Origin of the sequence: Halomonas urumqiensis (assembly GCF_003028575.1) — a bacterium.
Lineage (GTDB): Bacteria > Pseudomonadota > Gammaproteobacteria > Pseudomonadales > Halomonadaceae > Halomonas > Halomonas urumqiensis.
Genome location: NZ_PYUD01000013.1, coordinates 1 through 18,965, shown reverse-complemented (window position 1 = coordinate 18,965; position 18,965 = coordinate 1). Strand labels below are relative to the sequence as shown.

Genomic DNA, 18,965 nt, shown 5'->3' with positions numbered 1-18,965 from the left:
ATTCACATCAATTAATGGGTCACTTCAGGCGCTCGAACACGGTCGCCACGCCCTGCCCCATGCCAATGCACATGGTGGCGAGGCCCAATGTGGTGTCGCGCTGCTGCATGACGTTGAGAAGCGTGGTGCAGATACGCGACCCCGAGCAACCCAGCGGGTGCCCCAGCGCAATGGCACCGCCGTTGAGGTTGACCTTGTCGTCCATGGCATCCAGCAGGCCGAGGTCCTTGAGTACCGGCAGCCCCTGGGCGGCAAAGGCCTCGTTGAGCTCTACCGTCTCGATGTCATCCGCCGTCAGGCCGGCGACCTTGAGGGCCTTCTTGGAGGCCGGCACCGGACCATAGCCCATGATCGAGGCATCGCAGCCCGCCACGCCGGTGGAGAGCACACGGGCGATCGGTTCGAGGCCCAGCGCCTGGGCGCGCTCATAACTCATCACCGCCATGGCCGAGGCACCAACGGACAAAGCCGAAGAGGTGCCGGCGGTCACGGTGCCACTGCGTGGGTCGAACACCGGCTTGAGCTCGGCCATCTTCTCGAGGCTGGCGTCACCGCGTATCACTTCGTCACGATTGACCAGCACCCGGAAGCCGCGTTCGTCGTGCCCTTCCACCCCGATGACTTCGTTGTCGAAGTAGCCATTTTCCATAGCGGCCTGGGCGCGCTGGTGAGAGCGCACACCGAACTTGTCCTGGTCCTCACGGGTGATGCCATGCATCTTGCCGAGAAGCTCAGCGGTCAGGCCCATCATCATGGCGGCCTTGGCGGCGTACTTACTGGCCGCCGGGTTGATGTCGACGCCATGGGTCATCGACACGTGTTCCATGTGCTCGACCCCGCCGATCACGTAGACATCGCCCATGCCCGCCTTGATGTTGGCGGCGGCGATATGCAGCGCGGTCATCGACGAGCCACACAGGCGATTGACCGTCTGCGCCGGCACACTGCGCGGAATGCCGGTCATGATCGCCGCGTTACGGGCGATGTTCATAGCCTGCTCGAGGGTCTGATTCACACAGCCCCAGATCACGTCGTCGACTTCCGCAGGGTCCAGGCCCGGGTTGCGGTCGAACAGCGCCTGCATGGTGGCGGCCGACAGGTTCTCGGCACGCACGTGGCGGAAGGCGCCATTCTTGGCCTTGGCCATGGCGGTACGCACACCATCGACCACCACGATATCTCTCGGATTCAAACTCATCTTTCACTACTCCTGTGCGTGGTGGGTTCAGTGCTGGGCGGCGGGGTAAAAACGCTCGCCGGCCTCGGCCATCTGGCGCAGCTTGTCGGTGGGGGCATACAGCGGGCCCAGTTCCTCGGCAAGCCCTGCGGCCAGTTCGACGAATGCCGCCACGCCCATGGCATCGATGTAGCGCAGCGCACCGCCACGGAATGGCGGGAAGCCAATGCCGTAGATCAATGCCATATCGGCCTCGGCCGGGGTGGCGACAATACCGTCTTCCAGGCAACGCACTGTTTCCAGGCACAGCGGCACCATCATGCGCGCGACAATCTGCTCGTCGGTAAACGTCTTGTGTGACGTGGCCACGCCCTTGACCAGCTCGATGGCCGCCTCATCCCGTACCTTCTTCGGCTTGCCCTTGCGATCCTCCTCGTAGGCGTAGAAGCCCTTGGCGTTCTTCTGGCCGAGACGCTCGTTCTCGAACATCACCTGAATGGCGCTTTTGGTGCCACCGCCACCCATGCCGCCCATGCGCTCGGGGAAACCTTCGGCCATCACTTCGCCGGCGTGAACCGCGGTATCCATGCCCACCACATCCAGCAGGTAGGCGGGGCCCATCGGCCAGCCAAACTTCTCCATCACGCGGTCGACATGCTGGAAGTCGGCGCCCTGCTCGACCAATTGACTGAAGCCGCCGAAATAGGGGAACAGCACGCGATTGACCAGAAAGCCCGGGCAGTCGTTGACCACGATGGGTGTCTTGCCCATGGCGCGGGCATAGGCCACGGTGGCCGCCACGGCGGCGTCGCTGGTCTTCTCGCCGCGAATCACCTCGACCAGAGGCATGCGGTGCACCGGATTGAAGAAGTGCATGCCACAGAAGTTCTCGGGCCGCGTGAGGTTCTCGGCCAGGCGATCGATGGAGATGGTCGAGGTGTTGGACGTCAAGATGGTGTCCTCACCCACCAGGCCTTCCACTTCGCTGAGCACCGCACCCTTGACCTTGGGATTCTCGACCACCGCCTCGACCACCAGGTCGACGTGGCCGAAATCACCATAGGAGAGAGTCGGGCGAATGTTGGCGAGCTTCTCGGCCATCTGCTCGGTGGACAGCTTGCCGCGCTCGGCCTGCTTGGCGAACAGCTTGCGAGCTTCCTTGAGCCCCAGCGCCAGAGCGTCGTCCTTGATGTCCTTCATCAGGATCGGAGTGCCCTTGGAGGCGCTCTGGTAGGCGATACCACCGCCCATGATACCGGCACCCAGCACGGCGGCCTGCTTGATCGGGCGTGCCTGCTTTTCGTACTGGCCACCCTTCTTCTTGACCACCTGGTCGCTCATGAAAAGCCCAACCAGGTGGAAAGCCACATCGCTCAGCGCCAGCTTGGCGAATGCCTTGGCCTCGATGGCCTGGGCGCGGGCCCGCGACTCGCCGGCGCCTTTCTGGATGACCTTGATGGCTTCGACTGGGGCCGGGTAGTGCGGCCCGGCCTTGCCAGCCACATAACCCTTGGCGGTCTCGAAGGCCATCATCTGTTCGATGGGGTTGAGCTTGAGCGGTCCGGTCTTCTCGGCGCGGCGCGCCTGGTAATCCAGGTCGCCGGCGTTGGCGCGGGCCAGGATATCGAACGCGGCGGCTTCGAGCTGGTCGTTGGGCACCACCGCATCCACGGCACCGACCTTCAGGGCCGCGCTGGCGCGGTTGTCGCTGCCGCCGGCGATCCACTCGATGGCATTATCGGCACCGATCAGGCGCGAAAGACGCACGCAACCGCCCCAACCCGGCAGGATGCCCAGCTTGGTCTCTGGCAGGCCGAGTTTCGCCGAATCGCTCATCACGCGGAAATCGGTCGTCAAGGTGACTTCGCAGCCGCCCCCCAGCGCCAGGCCATTGATGGCGGTAACGGTGGGAAATGGCAGGTCCTCGATGGCATTGAAGATCGCATGCACGTGCTCGAGCATCTCGGCGATCTGCCCTTCTCCCTTGGAGAACATGCCATGGAATTCCGTGATATCGGCGCCGACGATGAACACATCCTTGGCGCTTGCGATCACCAACCCATTGAGGCCGCTCTCAGCTTCAATGGCTTTGACGGCCTCACCAAGCTCCGCAACCACGGCGCTGGAGAGCTTGTTGATGGACTCGTCCTTCAGGTCAAAGGTGAGCGTGGCGATGTCGCCGCCCCCATCCCTCAGACCACGCGCCACCGTGATGGCATTGCCTTGATAGATCATCCGTCAATCTCCGATTTCATACGGTCGTTTGAATGCCTACAGCTTGGGTCACAGTTTCGCTGACGTCAAGCCCCTCAATGGTGATGCTCGATGCGGGATAACCCCACACCTATCGTCGCCATGCGGCGACTCCTTCAGGACACCGACATACTGCTATGGTGGGCCAACCAGAACATTGGCGGTCATCAGGCCGATCAACGGGTGCTTACCCTCTGAGCCGCCACCCCCACAGAGCGTTCCCTCCACTCTCAGGTTAGACACGCACCATGCCCGTTCGACGCAGGACAACAGCAGCCACGCCCCCACAATCCGGCTCCTGCCAAGCGCCCCCCTCCACGCCGATACTGTCGAGCCTGCAGCGGCGTGTCGAATCGATGGTGGAGCGGGTACGCCCATGGAGCTGGTTGTGGCCACCCGTGGCCTTCGCGGCAGGTCTCGGCAGCTTCTTCCTGGTCGAACGTCAGCAGTGGCTGGGGGCGCTGTTGGCACTGGGCATGTTGCTGGCCTGGGTATTGCTGCTCTCGGAAAGCGTGATCGGCCGGCTGCTTGTGCGCCGCGGCTATCCCGCCCTGCCCCGTGGTGTGACGATGTTCATCGCCCAGATGATCCATCAGGAGACCCTGTTCTTCTGCCTGCCATTCTTGCTTGCCACCACAGTGTGGAGTAGCGGCCAAGCACTTTTCACCCTGCTGCTTGCGGCCATGGCGGTGTTCTCGATCCTCGACCCGCTCTACTACAAGCTGGCCGGCCGGCTGCGCTGGCTATACTTCGCTTTCCATGCCCAGTGCGTGTTCCTGGTAGTGCTGGTAACGCTGCCGATCATGTTCCACCTGACCACCGGCCAGAGCCTGAAACTTGCCCTGCTCGCCATGGTGGTATTCAGCCTCCCAAGCCTGCTTCACCTGTTGGGCGAGAAAACCCCTCGCCGCTGGTTGATCATCATTACCCTGCTGCCCTGCCTGGCTGGCATAGCCTGGCTGGGTCGAACCTGGGTACCGCCGGCCAACCTTTGGATCAACGGCACCGCCCTGTCACCGGATTTCGACACCGCCGCGCGCGAACCGCGCGGCAACCAGGTACTGACCCCAGGGGCACTCACCTCACAGGGGCTCTACGCCTATACGGCAATTCGTGCGCCACGAGGGCTGCGCGAAGAGATCTTCCACGTCTGGCGACATGAAGGAGAGGAGGTCGATCGTATCCCTTTGATCATCGAAGGCGGTCGCGATGCCGGGTACCGGGCCTGGAGCCACAAGCTGAATTTCCCCGAAGCATCGCAAGGCACCTGGCGCATCGATGTGATGACCGACAGCGGACAGCGAATTGGTGTACTGCGCTTCGAGGTCGGCGAAGGCGACCAGGCCACTCATGCCGATGGCCAAGTCCGCTCGCCGGGTGGACTTCCCGGGCTCGACTGGCGGCGCTTTATTCCCGCCAGTGATGACCAGGATGGCCAGAGCGAAAGCGAGACGGAAGGCGAAGTCGACACGCCAGTGGCGCCGGGTGATGCCGCCACGCCGGAAGATAGGGAACAAAGTGAATCATAAGCCGGCTTGCATTCCACGCGATGGCTCCCGACAATTCAGTGAAGCCATCGGAACCCGAGTCTCATGAATCAAAATATTGGCCTACAGCTCACCCGCGTACCGCGCCTTTGGCGAGCCGTCATCGATGAGCGCCTGGCGCCCCTTGGGCTTACCCAGACCCGCTGGATCACACTCTACACGCTGTGGCGGCTCGGCGATGGCCAGCCCCAGTGCGAACTGGCCCGCGCCATCGGCGTGGAAGCACCCTCGCTGGTGCGCACCCTCGACCAGTTGGCAAGCCAGGGACTTATCGAACGCCAGCCGTGTGACCAGGACCGTCGCACCAAGCGTGTGTTCCTGACCCACAAGGCCGCTCCCCTGCTCGAGAAGATCGATGCCGTGGTGACGGTCGCGCGTGCCGAGATGCTCGACGGCCTGAGCGATGCGGATGTCGATCAGCTGGCCGAATTACTGACGCGCATCGAAAACAATGGCTTGGCGCTGCAAGCCAGGGATGCCGAGGCCGGCGCAGCCACGGCGCAGTCATGAAGCAGACGCGACAAACAACCTCACCACTCGTCGTTTGCCGCTACTCCTGACGGTCGCCCAATGATGTCGGCATGGGCTGGTCGGGGCGCCCAGCCAGCCCGTCGCGTATCGCTTCGAACTCCCCGATATAGGTCGAGAAGCGAGCGAAATCCTGCGACTCCCACCACCACATCGCCAGCGTGTAGGCGCCAGACTCCACCACCAGCGCATCCAGGGGCAAGCGTGACAGCAACGCCTTGAGCCGCGCCTCTTCGGCATCCGGCAAGGGTCGCAACGGTTCCTTGCGCCAGCGCCAACCGTGGGACAGCGGTTTCAACGCCTGGCTTGCATGGTCGTCGCGCACCAGCATGAAATCCGGCCCAGGGCGATGCTGAGGGTAGCGCCACCGGTAGACCGGCATCGCGGTCTTTATGTCATGCAGCGGCGGCTTCTCCAGCTTGACGACTACCCCGGCCTTCATCGCCTGGTTACGCAGCCCGACCACACGCCGTTGCCTTGGGCTTGGCTTGAGCCACATCACCGGTGAAATCACCAGCATTATGCCGAATAGGATGATCAGCCAGGTCATGTCGTCTCTCCGTTGATGTTCGGTCCACCTGAAATCGTTGGGCAAAGGTTGCGTGATTCTTGATGCATGTCGTTGTCTCGACTCGTCAGGCATCCTAGAGTTAAGGCATCCTGGAGTTAAGGCATCCACTCGTAGGCGGGAGTCATCCCGAGGAGCAGTCACCATGAGCAACGAATACAGACATGTTCTGGTCGCCGTCGACCTGACCAAGGATTCCCACAAGGTGTTGGAGCGTGCCGCCCAGATCGCCGAGCGCAATCAGGCCAAACTTTCCATCCTGCATACCCTGGAACCGCTGGGCTTTGCCTATGGCGGTGACATCCCCATGGACCTCACCAGCATCCAGGACCAGCTTGACGAACACGCCAAGCAGCGTCTGTCTGAAATCGCCGATGGCCATGTCGCCAAGGAGGATCAGCACGTGCTGGTGGGCATGCCCGACACCGAGATTCATCGCTTCGCCGCGGAGCACGAGGTAGACCTGATTGCGGTCGGCTCCCATGGCCGTCACGGCTTCGCGCTGCTGCTTGGTTCCACCTCGACTGGCGTACTGCATGGCGCCCGGTGCGACGTCCTGGCGGTGCGCGTGGGCAAGAAAGGCGAAACCGATGAGTGAGCGATCATCCCTCATGCCCAACGCGTAAGCGCGGCGGGCCTGGCATCAAAGGCGCCACATCGGCGCCTTTTTCAGTTCATCGCCCGGTTCACTCCCCCGCCGCGAGCGCCTCGAGGTCCATCCAGCGCTCCATGGCAGCGTCCAGCGCCGCCTGCTTATCAGCCAGCGCCTCAAGCGTCGCGGTCACGCTGTCCGCATCGCCCTGGTAGAAGGCCGGGTCACCCACCTCGGCCTCGAAGGCCGCGACCTCGCCCTCCAGCCGTTCTATCTCCGCTGGCAGGGCATCCAGCTCGCGCTGCAGCTTGTAGGAGAGCTTGACCCGCTTTTGGGTGGCTTGGGCCGGTGGTGTGTCGGCCGGAGGTGGTGAAGGCGCTGGCTCATCGGCTACCGGTTCGACTTTCTGGCGCGCAGCGCCCTCCCAGGGCGCCGGTGGCAATTTGCCTCCCTGGCGCACCCAATCGCTGTAGCCTCCCACGTATTCGCGTACCTTGCCCTGCCCCTCGAAGGCCAGCACGCTGGTGACCACATTGTCCATGAAGGCCCGGTCGTGGGAGACCAGCAGCAACGTCCCCTCGAAATCGAGCAGCAGTTCCTCGAGCAGCTCCAGCGTCTCGACATCGAGATCGTTGGTCGGCTCATCGAGTACCAGCACGTTGGCTGGCTGGGTGAACAACTTGGCCAGCAGCAGGCGGTTGGATTCACCACCGGAGAGCGCCTTGACCGGCTGACGCACCCGGTCGGGGGTGAACAGGAAGTCCTGCAGGTAGCTCATCACATGGCGGTCGCGGCCCCCCACGGTGACTCGGTCACTGCCTTGCGCGACGTTGTCATACACGGTCTTCTCCGGCTCCAGGCCACCCCGCAGCTGGTCGAAGTAGGCGACCTGCAGCTTGGTGCCCACCTGCACCTGCCCCTCGCTTGGCGAAAGCTCGCCAAGCAGGATCTTGAGCAGCGTGGTCTTGCCGGCACCGTTGCGACCGATGAAGCCGATACGGTCACCGCGCTGGATCTCGAGGCTCAGGTCGCGAATCACCACCTCGTCGCCGAAGGTCTGGGTGACATGTTCCAGTGCTACCACCCGCTTGCCACTGCGCTCGCCACTGTCCACCGCGAGATTGGCACGCCCCTGGCGCTCGCGGCGCTCACCACGTTCGCGACGCATCTGCTCGAGCGCCCGCACGCGCCCTTCATTGCGCGTGCGCCGGGCCTTGATGCCCTGGCGAATCCACGACTCTTCCTGAGCGAGTTTCTTGTCGAACTCGGCATGCTCGCGTGCCTCGACCTCGAGCTCATGGGTCTTCTGGGCCTGGTACTTGGCGTAGTCTCCCGGGTAGCGACCCAGCCGGCCGCGATCGAGCTCGAGGATCGCCGTGGCAAGTTTCGACAGGAAAGCACGGTCGTGGGTGATGAACAGCACCGCACCATTGAAGGACAGTAGTTGCTCTTCGAGCCAGGCGATGGTGTCGAGGTCCAGGTGGTTGGTGGGCTCATCGAGCAGCAGCACATCCGGTTCGGCCACCAGCGCGCGGGCCAGCGCCACGCGACGGCGCCAGCCACCGGAGAGTGATGCCATCTCGGCGTCCTCGGGCAGGCCCAGGCGCGTCAACACCACGTCGATACGCTGGTGGAAGGACCAGCCATCGATGGCCTCCAGGCGGGTCTGTAACTCCGACATGCGGCGCATGTCGGGTTCGTCCTCGTGGATCAGGTGGTGATATTCCGAGAGCAACTCGCCGGCTTCGGGCAGCCCCTGAGCCACCACATCGAAGATGGTCTGGCCAGTGGCATCCGGCAGATCCTGGGCAAGCACGCCGATCTTCAACCCGGGCGCACGCCAGATATTGCCGCCATCGGCCTGGATCTCACCGGCCACCAGCTTCAGCAGGGTCGACTTGCCGGTGCCATTGCGCCCTACCAGAGCCAGGCGCTCGCCCTTCTCCAGCACCAGGTCGGCGCCATCGAACAACACATGGGTTCCGAAAGCCAGTTGCAGCTGTTCCAGACGTAGCAGGGTCACGCGGGTACCTCTCTTGTTCGCGAAGGCCGCTAGTGTAACGCAAGCCGCAAGGTGAGTGGCCGCCCCAGTGTCTCCCAGTGCAAGGAAAGCCATCCAGTACCTGCCGGCATGGCCGAGTACAGGTCCCACTGGGTACAATGCCGACCTACTCTTTTCGGCACCGTCTCTGCGAAGGCCGCCGCGTATTCAGGGAGAGCCCTCTTGGCCGATTCCTTCGACGACTTCCTGCCCGAAGCGCTGCGCATGCGCTCACCGGCACCGCTGGTAGATATCGGCGCCAACCTGACCCACGAGAGCTTCGCGCGCGACCTGGAGGCGGTACTCACCCGCGCACGCGCCGCGCATGTCACCACGTTGATCCTGACCGGCACCGACCGCGAGCATGCCGAGCAAGCCGTGGACATGGCCCGCCAGCATAGCGACCGAGCGCCGCACCTATACGCCACTGCGGGGGTTCACCCCCATGACGCCAGCCAGTGGAACACCTCGCTTGAAACCGCGATGCGCAACCTGCACCACCAGCCGGAAGTGGTGGCGGTGGGAGAATGTGGCCTCGACTTCAACCGCAACTTTTCCACCCCCGCCGAGCAGGAGTTGGCCTTCGAGGCCCAGTTGGCTCTGGCGGTGGAATCCGGCAAGCCGCTGTTCCTGCATGAGCGCGATGCCGGCAAGCGCATGCGCGAGATGGTGCGTGCCTGGCGCGATGAGCTGAGCGATGCGGTGATCCACTGCTTCACGGCGGATCGCGATACGCTGTACGGCTATCTTGATCTCGACCTGCACATCGGCCTGACCGGCTGGCTGTGCGACGAACGCCGCGGCCACCATCTGCGCGACCTGGTCGCGGCGATACCGCTGAACCGATTGATGGTGGAGACTGACTGCCCGTACCTGCTGCCCCGCAATTTACCTGCCAAACTCAAGGGCAGACGCCACGAGCCTGCTCTACTGCCCTGGATCGTGCGCGAGATCGCCCACTGGCGAGGCATCGACGAGGACGAACTGGCCGCGGCCACCACGGCCACCGCCACGGCCTTCTTTCGACTGCCGAGCGGTGCCGCACGCACCAAGATCACCACGCAACATGAGGACTCCCTTGATGGCCGTCCCTGAAAGCAACGAGATACCCGGCTTCATCGCCGTGGAAACCGGCGAGGATGGTGGGCTGCCACTGGCTATCGCCTGGACACTGCCCGACGGGCGGGTCAAGCATACGCTGATCCAACCGGATGATGACTGGCTGGACAGCGACATGGTGTCGCTGGGCGAATACAGCCTGGAAGAACTCAACAGCATGGGCGTAAGCCCCTTGGACGTGATCCGCGAACTGGAAAACGACCACTTCAGTGCCACGCTCTATACGGCGGGCGTGAGTGACGACGAAGCCGCACTGTCGCGGCTGTTCGATACCTATGGACTCGACCCCTTCGTCGAACTGGCTCCGGCCGAGAGTCTTTATGACGACCTGGACCCCGGCGACTGGGCACGCGCCCGGGGCGAGCTGTTCGGCGAGCTGGGGCTTGAGCCGATGCGCCCCGAGCACGAAGTGGAAGTGATGCTGAACCTGCACCAGCGTCACGCCCTAGGGGGCGACGAGCGTGAAGTGGCACCGTTCGATGGCGGCATGATCGACGGCTACGACATCGACGACTGAGCCACTAGCGCCTCGCGCACACGTGCAACGATTCCCTCGACACATGGCAGCGTGGCGGTGGACGCACGCCCCAGCGCAATGAAGCTATCCTCGGCGGTGTAGCGCTGCAGCCGGTGACTGGCCACGCCGCGCTCCACCAGGGCGGTGATCACCTCTTCGCTGAGCGACCCCGAGCGCCGACACTCATCCACCACCAGCACCCGGCGACAGTTCGCCACGGCGTGGTGAACGGAGTCATGATCGATGGCGGTCAGCCAGCGCAGGTCGATAAGGCGTACCCCAGCGGCTTCGTCGCCGAGCGCCGCCAGCGCCCTGCGCGACAACATCACCCCGTTGCCGTAGGTGATGATGGCAAGCTCGAGCCCATCGCCCCACTGGCCCAGCTCGCCAGGAGGAAGCCGGAAATCAGGCCCTGGATCGGCGAAACTCCAGGCCTGGTCGCCCTCTTCGAGCAGGTCACGCGTGTGGTAGAGCGCGATGGGCTCGAGCATCACCACCACCCGCTGCTCCTCATCGGCCAGACGCACCGCTTCCTGCATCAACCCCACGGCATCGGCGGCGTTCGACGGGCAGGCGACCAGCAGGCCAGGGATGTCACGCAGCACGGCAATGGCATTGTCGTTGTGGAAATGGCCGCCGAAGCCTTTCTGATAGCCGAGCCCGGCGATACGTATGACCATCGGGTTGGTGTACTGGCCATTGGAGAAAAAACTCAACGTGGCCGCCTCGCCACGCAGTTGATCCTCGGCGTTGTGCAGGTAGGCCAGGAACTGGATTTCCAGCACCGGCAGCGCGCCGCTCTGGGCAAGGCCGATCCCCAGCCCGAGGATGCTCTGCTCATCGAGCAGAGTGTCGATCACCCGGTGTGGCCCGAACCGCGCCTGCAGGCGCTGCGTGACCCCGTAGACGCCTCCCTTGCGGCCGATGTCTTCGCCTGCCATCACCAGGTGCGAGTGGGTGGCCATCAGCCGCTGTAACGCCTGGTTCAACAGTTTGGCCATGGTGCCCGGCGTGGACTCCACCTCGCCTTGCCAGGGCATCGCGCGGCCGGGACGCACTGGCGGCACGATGCTCGACATCACCTGTTGGGCAGTCGCCAGCTTGGGGCGGGCAATCGCCTCCTCGGCCAGACCTGCCACCCGCTCGCTCACCGCATGATACAGCGTGGCGATTTCGTCGCATTCCATCACGCCAAGGCGGCGCAGCAGGCCCGCGCTGACCAGCAGCGGATCGCGAGCCTCGTCGGCCTTGATACGCTGTGGCGAGAGATAAGCCTGCTGGGCATCCGAGCCGGCATGGCCATAAAGCCGCACACAGCGCATGTGCAGGAATACCGGTTGCTTCATGGTTCGCGCGATACGCGCCGCCTCGCAGGCCGCCCGCCAGGTATCCAGCAGGTCGAGCCCATCGCAGCTCAGGTAATGAAAACCGGGGCGCGCCGCCATGCTGGCGGCTATCCATCCTTTCGGGGTGGGCGTGGAGATGCCGATACCATTGTCCTCGCAGAGCATCACCAGCGGCATGGGTGCACCCTGGTAGGCAGACCACCCGACCGCGTTGAGCGCCCCCTGGGCGGTGGAGTGATTGAAGGAGGCATCACCGAAACTGCACAACACCACGCTGTCAGTTGGCCATTCCCCCTGCCCACCCAGTCGTCGCCACAAGCCAAGCGCGTGGGCGGCACCCATGGCCTTGGGCAAGTGCGAGGCGATAGTGCTGGTCTGCGGTGGAATGTTCAGGTCCCTGGACCCGAGCACCTTGTGGCGACCGCCCGATATCGGGTCGTCCGCCGAGGCGGTGAAGCTCAGCAGCAGATCCCACAGCGGGGTTTGGCCGGGCATCTGGCGGCTGCGCTCGATAAAGAAGGCGGCGTCCCGATAGTGCAGAAAGGCCGGATCCGAGGTTCGCAGCGCGCGGGCCACGGCGGCACTGCCCTCGTGGCCCGCGCTGCCGATGGTATAGAACGCCTCGCCCCGGGCCTGCAGACGCCGCGCATGCAGGTCCAGGTGCCGACTCATCAACTGCGATTCGAACAGCTCGCCCAGACCGGCAGCGTCCAGGCCAACGTCGCCGAGCTGCCAATCCCGCTCGGGCGCGGGCCAGTCATCATCTTCAAGAGCAGAGAGGAAACGACTTTCCTGGGGTAAGGGCTCGACCACGGGGCAACTCCACAACGCGTCGGGGTGTGGCCTAGATCCTAGCGCGCCCTGCAGACAAAGGGATAGCAGCGATGTCTTGGCTGTCTGCCCGATGCCACTCGACCAACCACCGCTTGCCGCTTGCCACGGCATCGGTCAGCGGTTCGCCCTGCTGGTAGAACGCCACCAGCGCATCGCGAAAGGCGGCGGCACGCCGTGGCAGCCCATCGGTCAGGTAGCGTGCCGCACGCTCCTCGACCCTGGCCTGAAAGGCGTGTCGGTCGACTTCCACGTCGCCTCCAAGGTTGTCGACGCTGATGTGAAAGCGCAGGCCACAAGCCGCCGAAAATAGCGACTCAAGTGCCTGGGGGGCGACTTCCACGGCTTCGAAGTCCTGCTGCTCGTCACTGTCGCGTCCATCGGGCAGGTACCAGTAGCCGTAATCTTCCCATTGGCGACGCTTCGCCCCGGCGATGCACCAATGGCTGGTTTCATGCAGTGCGCTGGCATAGAAACCTCGCGCGAAAACCACTCGGTGCCATGGCCATTCAGCGTCCGCCGGCAGGTAGACGGGTTCGTCGCCCCCGCGCACCAGGCGAGTGTTGAAGGTGTCGTGGAAGAGACCATCGAACAGCGCGATAACGTCATCAAGGCGGTGATTCACTCAAGCTCCTGGCTAAGCAAAAGTGGTCATTATAGAGACTTGTCACAGCAGGCGAAAATCGCCTGGCATTGGTAAGATGCTCGGTTCACCGGCCAGTGACCGCCGGCCCGAACTCGACTGCATGGAGCGCTATCGTGGCTACCTTCCTCGCCGATATTGCCGACACCTGTCGCAAGGAAACGCGACCACTGCTCGGCCTCGCCCTGCCGATCTGCGGCGCACAGCTCGCCCAGGCCGGGATGAGCGTGGCCGACGTGATGATGACCGGACGCCTCAGCGCCACCGACCTCGCCGCTGTCTCGGTTGGCTCGAGCCTGTGGATGCCACTGATGCTGTTCATGACCGGCACGCTGATGGGCCTCACGCCGATCGTTGCACAGTTGCTCGGTGGCGGGCGCACTGAGCACATTCGCCCCAACGTACACCAGGCGCTATGGGTCGCATTGGTGCTCGGCGCCCTCGCCGCCCTGGTGCTGTGGTTCACGGTAATGCCGATCTTCGAGCTGATGAGCGTGCCACCCGAGGTAGCCTCCCGCTCGGCGGCCTACCTCGCCGCAGTGGCATTCGGCATGCCCGGAGCGGCGCTTTTCCAGGCGCTGCGCGCGTTCTCCGATGGCATGAACCACACCCGGCCTTCGCTGTGGATCAGCCTGCTGGGCCTTGGCGTGAACATTCCCTGTAATTTCGTGCTGATCTATGGCGGCGAAGGGCTGACTGATCTCTTCGGCACCTGGCTGCCGGGGTGGCTACAAGCCATGCCGGCACTGGGCGCCTTCGGCTGTGGCATCGCCACCGCCATCTCGTTGTGGGTGATGGCGCTTGCCATGGGACTCTACACCCGCCGCTCTCGCGCCTATGGCAGCGTCGAATTGTGGCACTCTCCGGCGCCGCCGCGCTGGCGCATGATCGCCGAACTGCTGCACGTGGGCGTGCCGATTGGCGTGGCGATCTTTGTCGAGGTGACCCTGTTCACGCTGATCGCACTGTTCATCGCAAGCCTGGGCGAAGTCACCGTGGCCGCCCACCAGGTGGCGCTGAACTACACCTCGATCCTGTTCATGCTGCCGTTGTCGCTGGGCATGGCGCTCACCGTGCGGGTCGGCAATACCCTGGGGCAGCAACGTTCAAGCCATGCAAGGCTGGTGGCCTGGCACGGCATCCTGATCAGCCTGCTGGTGGCGGTGTTCAACAGCTTGCTGCTGTGGCTCACCGCCGAACCTGTCATCAGCCTTTACACCCACGATCAGGCGGTGCAACGCCTGACGCTGTCACTGGTCATATTGGCCATGCTCTTTCAGGTTTCCGACTCGCTGCAGGTCAACCTGGCCGGCGCCCTGCGCGGCTACAAGGACACGCGGGTCATCATGTTCATCACGCTGGTGGCCTACTGGCTGGTGGGGCTGGCAGGAGGCCATTGGCTGGGTACCAGAGGGCTTTTTGGCCTGATCGACCCCATGGGCGTGCACGGTTACTGGATCGGGCTGGTTGGCGGCCTCACCGCGGCGGCAGTGTTGCTGGGTGAGCGCCTGAGACGCATCAGCAAGGCAGTGGCACATGGACAACGTGATATCCCGGCGGAATAGTCATCCCCCCCGGTGGCAGCGCCTGGTCGCCTTGCTGCTGGCCAGCATGGCGCTTGGTGGGTGCGGCAACGGCTCGGACGACAGTGATCAGCTGTTGATCGACTATCAAGGTGAGCTGGCAAGGCACCTTGACCTGGAACCACCCATGCCACAAGCGCCAGGCAACATCGGCGCCTTCCCGCCACGTCGTGAGCGCCTGCTCGATGTGCCCGACACGCGCGAGGGTATGCTCGATATCTACGCACTGCGCGAGTGCCATATCACCACAATGGTGGCTGAGCGCAACAGCGCCCTGGGGCGTGTCGCACCACCCAGCCAGCGCTGGCTATACGAACTGGAACTCTGGCAGCGGCTGGACGCCTGCCTGAACAGCAATGTGCCCGACTCGCTTGCCGAGTCCGATCGTCAGCGCCTCGAGCGACTCACCGCCGTCAAGACCGAGCAGTTGCCCAGGGTCAGCTGGAACGCGATGCTGGAATCCGAAGAATTCGAGAAGAGTTTCTCGCGGGCCAGTTCGGTGCTGCCACAGGACCAGCTTGCCCCTCCTGAAGCGCAGCTTGAGGCACTGGCGTTCCTGCATGCGTTGGTTCGTCATCAGTTCGAACCACAGCGTCAACCGGATACCGACAGGCTGGAAGAGCACCTCCAGGCATTGCGTGAACGGCCCTATTCCGGGGAGTTGCTGCGGACCCTGCTGCTCGCCGAACAGCGCCTGCGGGAAGCGTCCAACCTGTTGAGCGAGACACTTGCCCGGCATGACAGTTGCCAGGGGCTCGAAGATTTCTCTGCCTCTCCCGAGGACTCGCCAGTGGGCGCTGACCTGGCAACCTGGCTTGAGCAGCTCGACAAGGCCGGCACCCGCTGGCTTGGCAGCCTCGATCGCTTGCTTGCAGCTCACCCGGAGCAGGCCGAGCCCGTGCACGACTATGCCAGACGATGGTTGTCCCTAGATGCCGCCGATGCTGTGCTCCCCGCCTTCAGGGACGCCCGTGAAGCGCATCTCGACTTACGTCAAACGCTCGCAAAACGCTGTGGTTGATCAATGGGGGTTAACCTGCCGGGGCGTCTGTGCTATTGGTGGAACATGAGTGACGCAGTGCGCTACCGTCCGGCTCTCTGAGCCGATGCCGTGATCACGCAGCACGTGGAGGGTCATCATGGGAATCCCACTGTCACCCGGCTCTGCCCAGGTCATCGATCTCGAGACCATGCGCCAGCGTCAACAAGCCAGGCGCCGCCTGATTCGCCTTGCCCCCGAACTGGATGGGCTGGAGATGGTGTATCGCCTCGACTCCTGCCCGGACACCCTCTACGGCATGCCCCTGCTTGGCTGGGGCCTGCGCGAGGATGGAGAGGTCGTTGGCCTTGTGCCCTGGATGGAGTCCTTGACCCCATGCCAGCGCCTTGACGATGCCGAACACGGCTGTTTCGTCGGCTACCGCGACCCCGAAACCGAGGAGCTGTTCGACGAGGCGCCGGAACACAAGGTATTCGAGCTCGAGCACGCCGCCGCCTATTTCGATTACGAGGACACCGACCGGGTCACCCTCATCCAACAGCTTCCCGAAACGCAAGGTACCCACGCCCTGTGCATGGACGAGGGCGATGCTCCCTGGCAGCTCAAGCAGGTATTTGGCTGGCGGCTGTACAGCGATGGATCTGTGGAAGCGCTGCTGGCAGATGAGCGGTTGGTGGAGTCGACCCCCATACTCCCCGGGGATCCCTGTCTTTACCCCGGCCACAGCCGGCATCGGGTGGTCTATTTCTTCCAGCGTCAGATCGCCAACCGTATCCGTCGCGAAGACCCTGCCACCCTGGAAGCCCTGGCCTTGATGGTAATGCCGGAAGCGTCATCCCGAAGATGACCGAACACCTTCATCCCAAACAGATCACATAGAGGTAACTGCCATCGCGCTCCTGCTGGAACACCAGCTCATGGCCGAGGAAATGGCAGAACTTCGGAATGTCACGGGTCGTCGCCGGGTCGCTTGCAATGACCTTGAGCAATTCGCCCGGCTGCATGTCACGCACCTTGTTGTGCATCAGCATGATCGGCTCCGGGCAGTAGAGCCCCGAGGTGTCGAGTTCGACATCGGGCACCGGACATTCAGGTAGTGAATCAACGGAATCAACCATCGAAAACCTCATCGTTGGGAAGTGGCTGTACGGAGCCATCAGATGATCAAGATCATTATCGAGCGTCGCATCATGCCCGGCCTGGAGGAAGAGTACGAGCAAGCCGCCCGCGAAGCCATGCGCCAGTCTCTCGGCGCCCGGGGTTTCATCGGTGGTGAGAGCCTCGTCGAGCTCGGGCACAGTGATCGACGCCTGATGATCACCAAATGGCGAGACATGCGCGCCTGGAAGGAGTGGTACGGCAGCGAAGCACGTGCCAGGGCCATGCAGCGTGTACTCCCCCTGCTCACCGAGGAAGAACGCATTCGGATCTACGAGCCGGGCGTTTGATCTCACCGCTCCATCTCAACTCTGACGATACACAGGGACATGCCGATCATTCACGCAGTCGCACATGCACCGTGACCTCCTCACGATCATGATACAGGTGCCTGCAGGCAATCTCCGCTGTCACCCCCGCCTGTTTCAAGGCGTCATCGAGCCGCTCGAGGCAGGTGGCAACTTCCCGCCAGCGCTGCTTCATCGGCAGCTTGAGATTGAATATCGCCTCGTGACACCAGCGGCGTACTAGCCAGCGCTCGACCATGGTCACCACTCTGGATGGCTTGTCGACGATGTCACACACCAGCCAGTCGAGTCGATATGGCGGCTCCCACACGAAACCATCCGCCTTGAGGTGCTCCACCAGCCCGGTCGCCATCAGACCCTTGTCCATGGGGCCATTGTCGATGGCATACACATGCATGCCACGTTGCACGAGCTGCCAGGTCCAGCCTCCGGGTGCGGCACCCAAGTCGGCCGCCTGCATGCCCTGTGCAAGACGCTCGTCCCAGTCATCGCGGGGCACGAATTCATGCCAGGCTTCCTCAAGCTTCAAGGTCGAACGACTTGGGGCGGCATGCGGAAAACGCAGGCGACGGATACCGCCTGGGGTTTCGCTGCGATTCCCTGGAAAGCTCATGCCCAATTGAACCTGATCACCCGCTCGCCACAGGATGTGCAAGCGGCGACCGCCCGCCTTGCGACGCAGCGCCTTGCGCTTCTTCAGCAACGACTCCAGTGGACGATTCAAGGCCTTGGCCAGGCCCGCGAGCGCCTTGCCATCGTTGGTATCCGGTGTTTCCTGCCATAAGGATTCAAAGTTCCAACCACTCGCCACCACCTGTTCGATGATCGGGGAGAGGCGATCATCCCGTGACAGCGACAACGGAGGCAACGCCACCAGGCTCTGGCGGGCAAAGACCAGCGACGCCAAAGGCAACGCGCGGTGCAGGCCATTGGCCGGTTCGTCACCCGCTGTCTGAAAACGCACGAAACCGCTGTTCGTATCGAACATCGTCTGGCCTTCCCAGCCCAGCATGCCTGCCTTTTCGGCAAGCTCGGCGGCCAGGTCAGGCTCGAATCCAGGGCGGCAATAGTACAGCACCTCCGTCGGGATGGTCATGTCTCATCTCCCGACCCGCTCGAACTCTTCGATGATCGACGCTTGGCTCCCGACTTCAGAACGTCCTCGATATCCTGTAGCTGGACGTTCAGCGCGTTGGTCGAAATCTGGATTTCCCACAATGAGTAGACCAACGATACGGACAGGCTAACCAGGCTGATTCCGAAAAGCACCATGCCGGTCAACTGCAGCGATAGGAACAGTGCGAACATCGAAAGCGTGCATAACAGGAAACTCATCACGCCTGCCAGCTGCATGCGTTTCGTCAGTGAGATTCGCTTGCGTAGCAGCAGTATCTGCCGTGCGTTGACATCTTGATGCTCGTTGCGCTCCTCATTGGCCAGCTTGCGAATCAGTTGAGCCAACACCAGAAAGCGATTCGTATAGGCCAGAAGCAGCAACGAAATGGCGGGAAACAACAGCGCCGGGGTTGTCAGCGTCAAGGGAACTCCAGATCGTTAGAAGCGATGATTCGTACCATCATACCAAAGTAAAAAGCCCCGAGCGCTTTCGCACTCGGGGCCACAAACAACAACACCCCAGCCAATGGCTGGGGTGTCGGAAAAGGTGCCTGACGATGACCTACTCTCGCATGGGGAAACCCCACACTACCATCGGCGCTAAGCGGTTTCACTGCTGAGTTCGGCATGGGATCAGG

The 18,965-nt window shown here is 63.1% G+C and carries 18 protein-coding genes and 1 rRNA gene; 9 read left to right on the top strand and 10 right to left on the bottom strand.

The genetic code is table 11. The features are described 5' to 3' along the window. Positions 1-19 precede the first annotated feature (19 nt). Positions 20-1,198 (bottom strand): acetyl-CoA C-acyltransferase FadA, encoded by a 1,179-nt coding sequence (gene fadA / locus C6V82_RS17655; protein WP_102588394.1) that lies wholly within the window; start codon positions 1,196-1,198, stop codon positions 20-22. 27 nt (positions 1,199-1,225) lie between these two features. Continuing rightward, entirely contained in the window at positions 1,226-3,412 is a 2,187-nt protein-coding gene (fadB, locus tag C6V82_RS17650; protein WP_102588393.1) for a fatty acid oxidation complex subunit alpha FadB, read from the bottom strand. Positions 3,413-3,678: 266 nt separating this feature from the next. Here fadB and C6V82_RS17645 point away from each other — a divergent pair, with 266 nt between their 5' ends. Together C6V82_RS17645 and slyA are read left to right on the top strand one after the other, a co-directional pair. Next, complete coding sequence (locus tag C6V82_RS17645; RefSeq protein WP_102588392.1) at positions 3,679-4,959, top strand: DUF5924 family protein; 1,281 nt, start codon at positions 3,679-3,681, stop codon at positions 4,957-4,959. Positions 4,960-5,022: 63 nt separating this feature from the next. Beyond that, on the top strand, positions 5,023-5,487 hold the full coding sequence (gene slyA / locus C6V82_RS17640; RefSeq protein WP_102588391.1) for a transcriptional regulator SlyA: 465 nt from the start codon (positions 5,023-5,025) through the stop codon (positions 5,485-5,487). Positions 5,488-5,527: 40 nt separating this feature from the next. Here the strand turns inward: slyA and C6V82_RS17635 are convergent, their stop codons facing one another. Next, complete coding sequence (locus tag C6V82_RS17635; RefSeq protein ID WP_102588390.1) at positions 5,528-6,055, bottom strand: preprotein translocase subunit YajC; 528 nt, start codon at positions 6,053-6,055, stop codon at positions 5,528-5,530. A 163-nt stretch (positions 6,056-6,218) separates the two neighbouring features. On the opposite strand from C6V82_RS17635, the gene C6V82_RS17630 reads away from it, so the two are divergent. After that, complete coding sequence (locus C6V82_RS17630) at positions 6,219-6,671, top strand: universal stress protein (RefSeq protein WP_102588389.1); 453 nt, start codon at positions 6,219-6,221, stop codon at positions 6,669-6,671. A gap of 88 nt (positions 6,672-6,759) precedes the next feature. Here the strand turns inward: C6V82_RS17630 and C6V82_RS17625 are convergent, their stop codons facing one another. Further along, on the bottom strand, positions 6,760-8,688 hold the full coding sequence (locus tag C6V82_RS17625; protein ID WP_102588388.1) for an ATP-binding cassette domain-containing protein: 1,929 nt from the start codon (positions 8,686-8,688) through the stop codon (positions 6,760-6,762). A 243-nt stretch (positions 8,689-8,931) separates the two neighbouring features. Between C6V82_RS17625 and C6V82_RS17620 the strand changes: the two genes are divergently transcribed. Both C6V82_RS17620 and C6V82_RS17615 read left to right on the top strand, forming a co-directional pair. Beyond that, positions 8,932-9,801, top strand: a complete 870-nt coding sequence (locus C6V82_RS17620) for a TatD family hydrolase (protein WP_229843254.1) — start codon at positions 8,932-8,934, stop codon at positions 9,799-9,801. After that, the gene (locus C6V82_RS17615) at positions 9,788-10,342 is read left to right on the top strand and encodes a hypothetical protein (RefSeq protein ID WP_102588386.1); all 555 of its coding nucleotides are present in this window, start codon (positions 9,788-9,790) and stop codon (positions 10,340-10,342) included. Before C6V82_RS17620 ends, C6V82_RS17615 begins: the two co-directional genes overlap by 14 nt. Here the strand turns inward: C6V82_RS17615 and C6V82_RS17610 are convergent. Continuing rightward, positions 10,324-12,501 (bottom strand): thiamine pyrophosphate-dependent enzyme, encoded by a 2,178-nt coding sequence (locus C6V82_RS17610; RefSeq protein ID WP_229843253.1) that lies wholly within the window; start codon positions 12,499-12,501, stop codon positions 10,324-10,326. The two genes, C6V82_RS17615 and C6V82_RS17610, sit on opposite strands and share 19 nt — an antisense overlap. Before the next feature lie 31 nt (positions 12,502-12,532). Then, positions 12,533-13,144 (bottom strand): elongation factor P hydroxylase, encoded by a 612-nt coding sequence (locus tag C6V82_RS17605; protein WP_102588385.1) that lies wholly within the window; start codon positions 13,142-13,144, stop codon positions 12,533-12,535. Positions 13,145-13,278: 134 nt separating this feature from the next. On the opposite strand from C6V82_RS17605, the gene C6V82_RS17600 reads away from it, so the two are divergent. From C6V82_RS17600 to C6V82_RS17590, 3 genes are all read left to right on the top strand, one after another. Next, complete coding sequence (locus tag C6V82_RS17600) at positions 13,279-14,727, top strand: MATE family efflux transporter (RefSeq protein ID WP_102588384.1); 1,449 nt, start codon at positions 13,279-13,281, stop codon at positions 14,725-14,727. Further along, positions 14,699-15,766, top strand: a complete 1,068-nt coding sequence (locus tag C6V82_RS17595) for a DUF3080 family protein (protein WP_102588383.1) — start codon at positions 14,699-14,701, stop codon at positions 15,764-15,766. The genes C6V82_RS17600 and C6V82_RS17595 overlap by 29 nt, the downstream gene beginning before the upstream one ends. A 118-nt stretch (positions 15,767-15,884) precedes the next feature. Continuing rightward, the gene (locus C6V82_RS17590; RefSeq protein WP_102588382.1) at positions 15,885-16,592 is read left to right on the top strand and encodes a hypothetical protein; all 708 of its coding nucleotides are present in this window, start codon (positions 15,885-15,887) and stop codon (positions 16,590-16,592) included. Positions 16,593-16,602: 10 nt separating this feature from the next. Here the strand turns inward: C6V82_RS17590 and tusA are convergent, their stop codons facing one another. Further along, a complete protein-coding gene (tusA, locus tag C6V82_RS17585) occupies positions 16,603-16,863 on the bottom strand; it encodes a sulfurtransferase TusA (protein WP_102588381.1) in 261 nt (86 codons plus the stop codon). Positions 16,864-16,905: 42 nt separating this feature from the next. On the opposite strand from tusA, the gene C6V82_RS17580 reads away from it, so the two are divergent. Beyond that, positions 16,906-17,193: an antibiotic biosynthesis monooxygenase family protein gene (locus C6V82_RS17580; RefSeq protein ID WP_102588380.1), complete on the top strand. Its 288-nt coding sequence runs from the start codon at positions 16,906-16,908 to the stop codon at positions 17,191-17,193. Positions 17,194-17,239: 46 nt separating this feature from the next. On the opposite strand, the gene rlmM is transcribed toward C6V82_RS17580, so the two are convergent. From rlmM to rrf, 3 genes are all read right to left on the bottom strand, one after another. Then, positions 17,240-18,307 (bottom strand): 23S rRNA (cytidine(2498)-2'-O)-methyltransferase RlmM, encoded by a 1,068-nt coding sequence (gene rlmM, locus C6V82_RS17575; RefSeq protein WP_102588379.1) that lies wholly within the window; start codon positions 18,305-18,307, stop codon positions 17,240-17,242. Then, positions 18,304-18,750 (bottom strand): DUF2721 domain-containing protein, encoded by a 447-nt coding sequence (locus C6V82_RS17570; protein WP_102588378.1) that lies wholly within the window; start codon positions 18,748-18,750, stop codon positions 18,304-18,306. Before C6V82_RS17570 ends, rlmM begins: the two co-directional genes overlap by 4 nt. A 126-nt stretch (positions 18,751-18,876) precedes the next feature. After that, positions 18,877-18,965 (bottom strand): 5S ribosomal RNA (gene rrf / locus C6V82_RS17565); the annotation flags it as partial.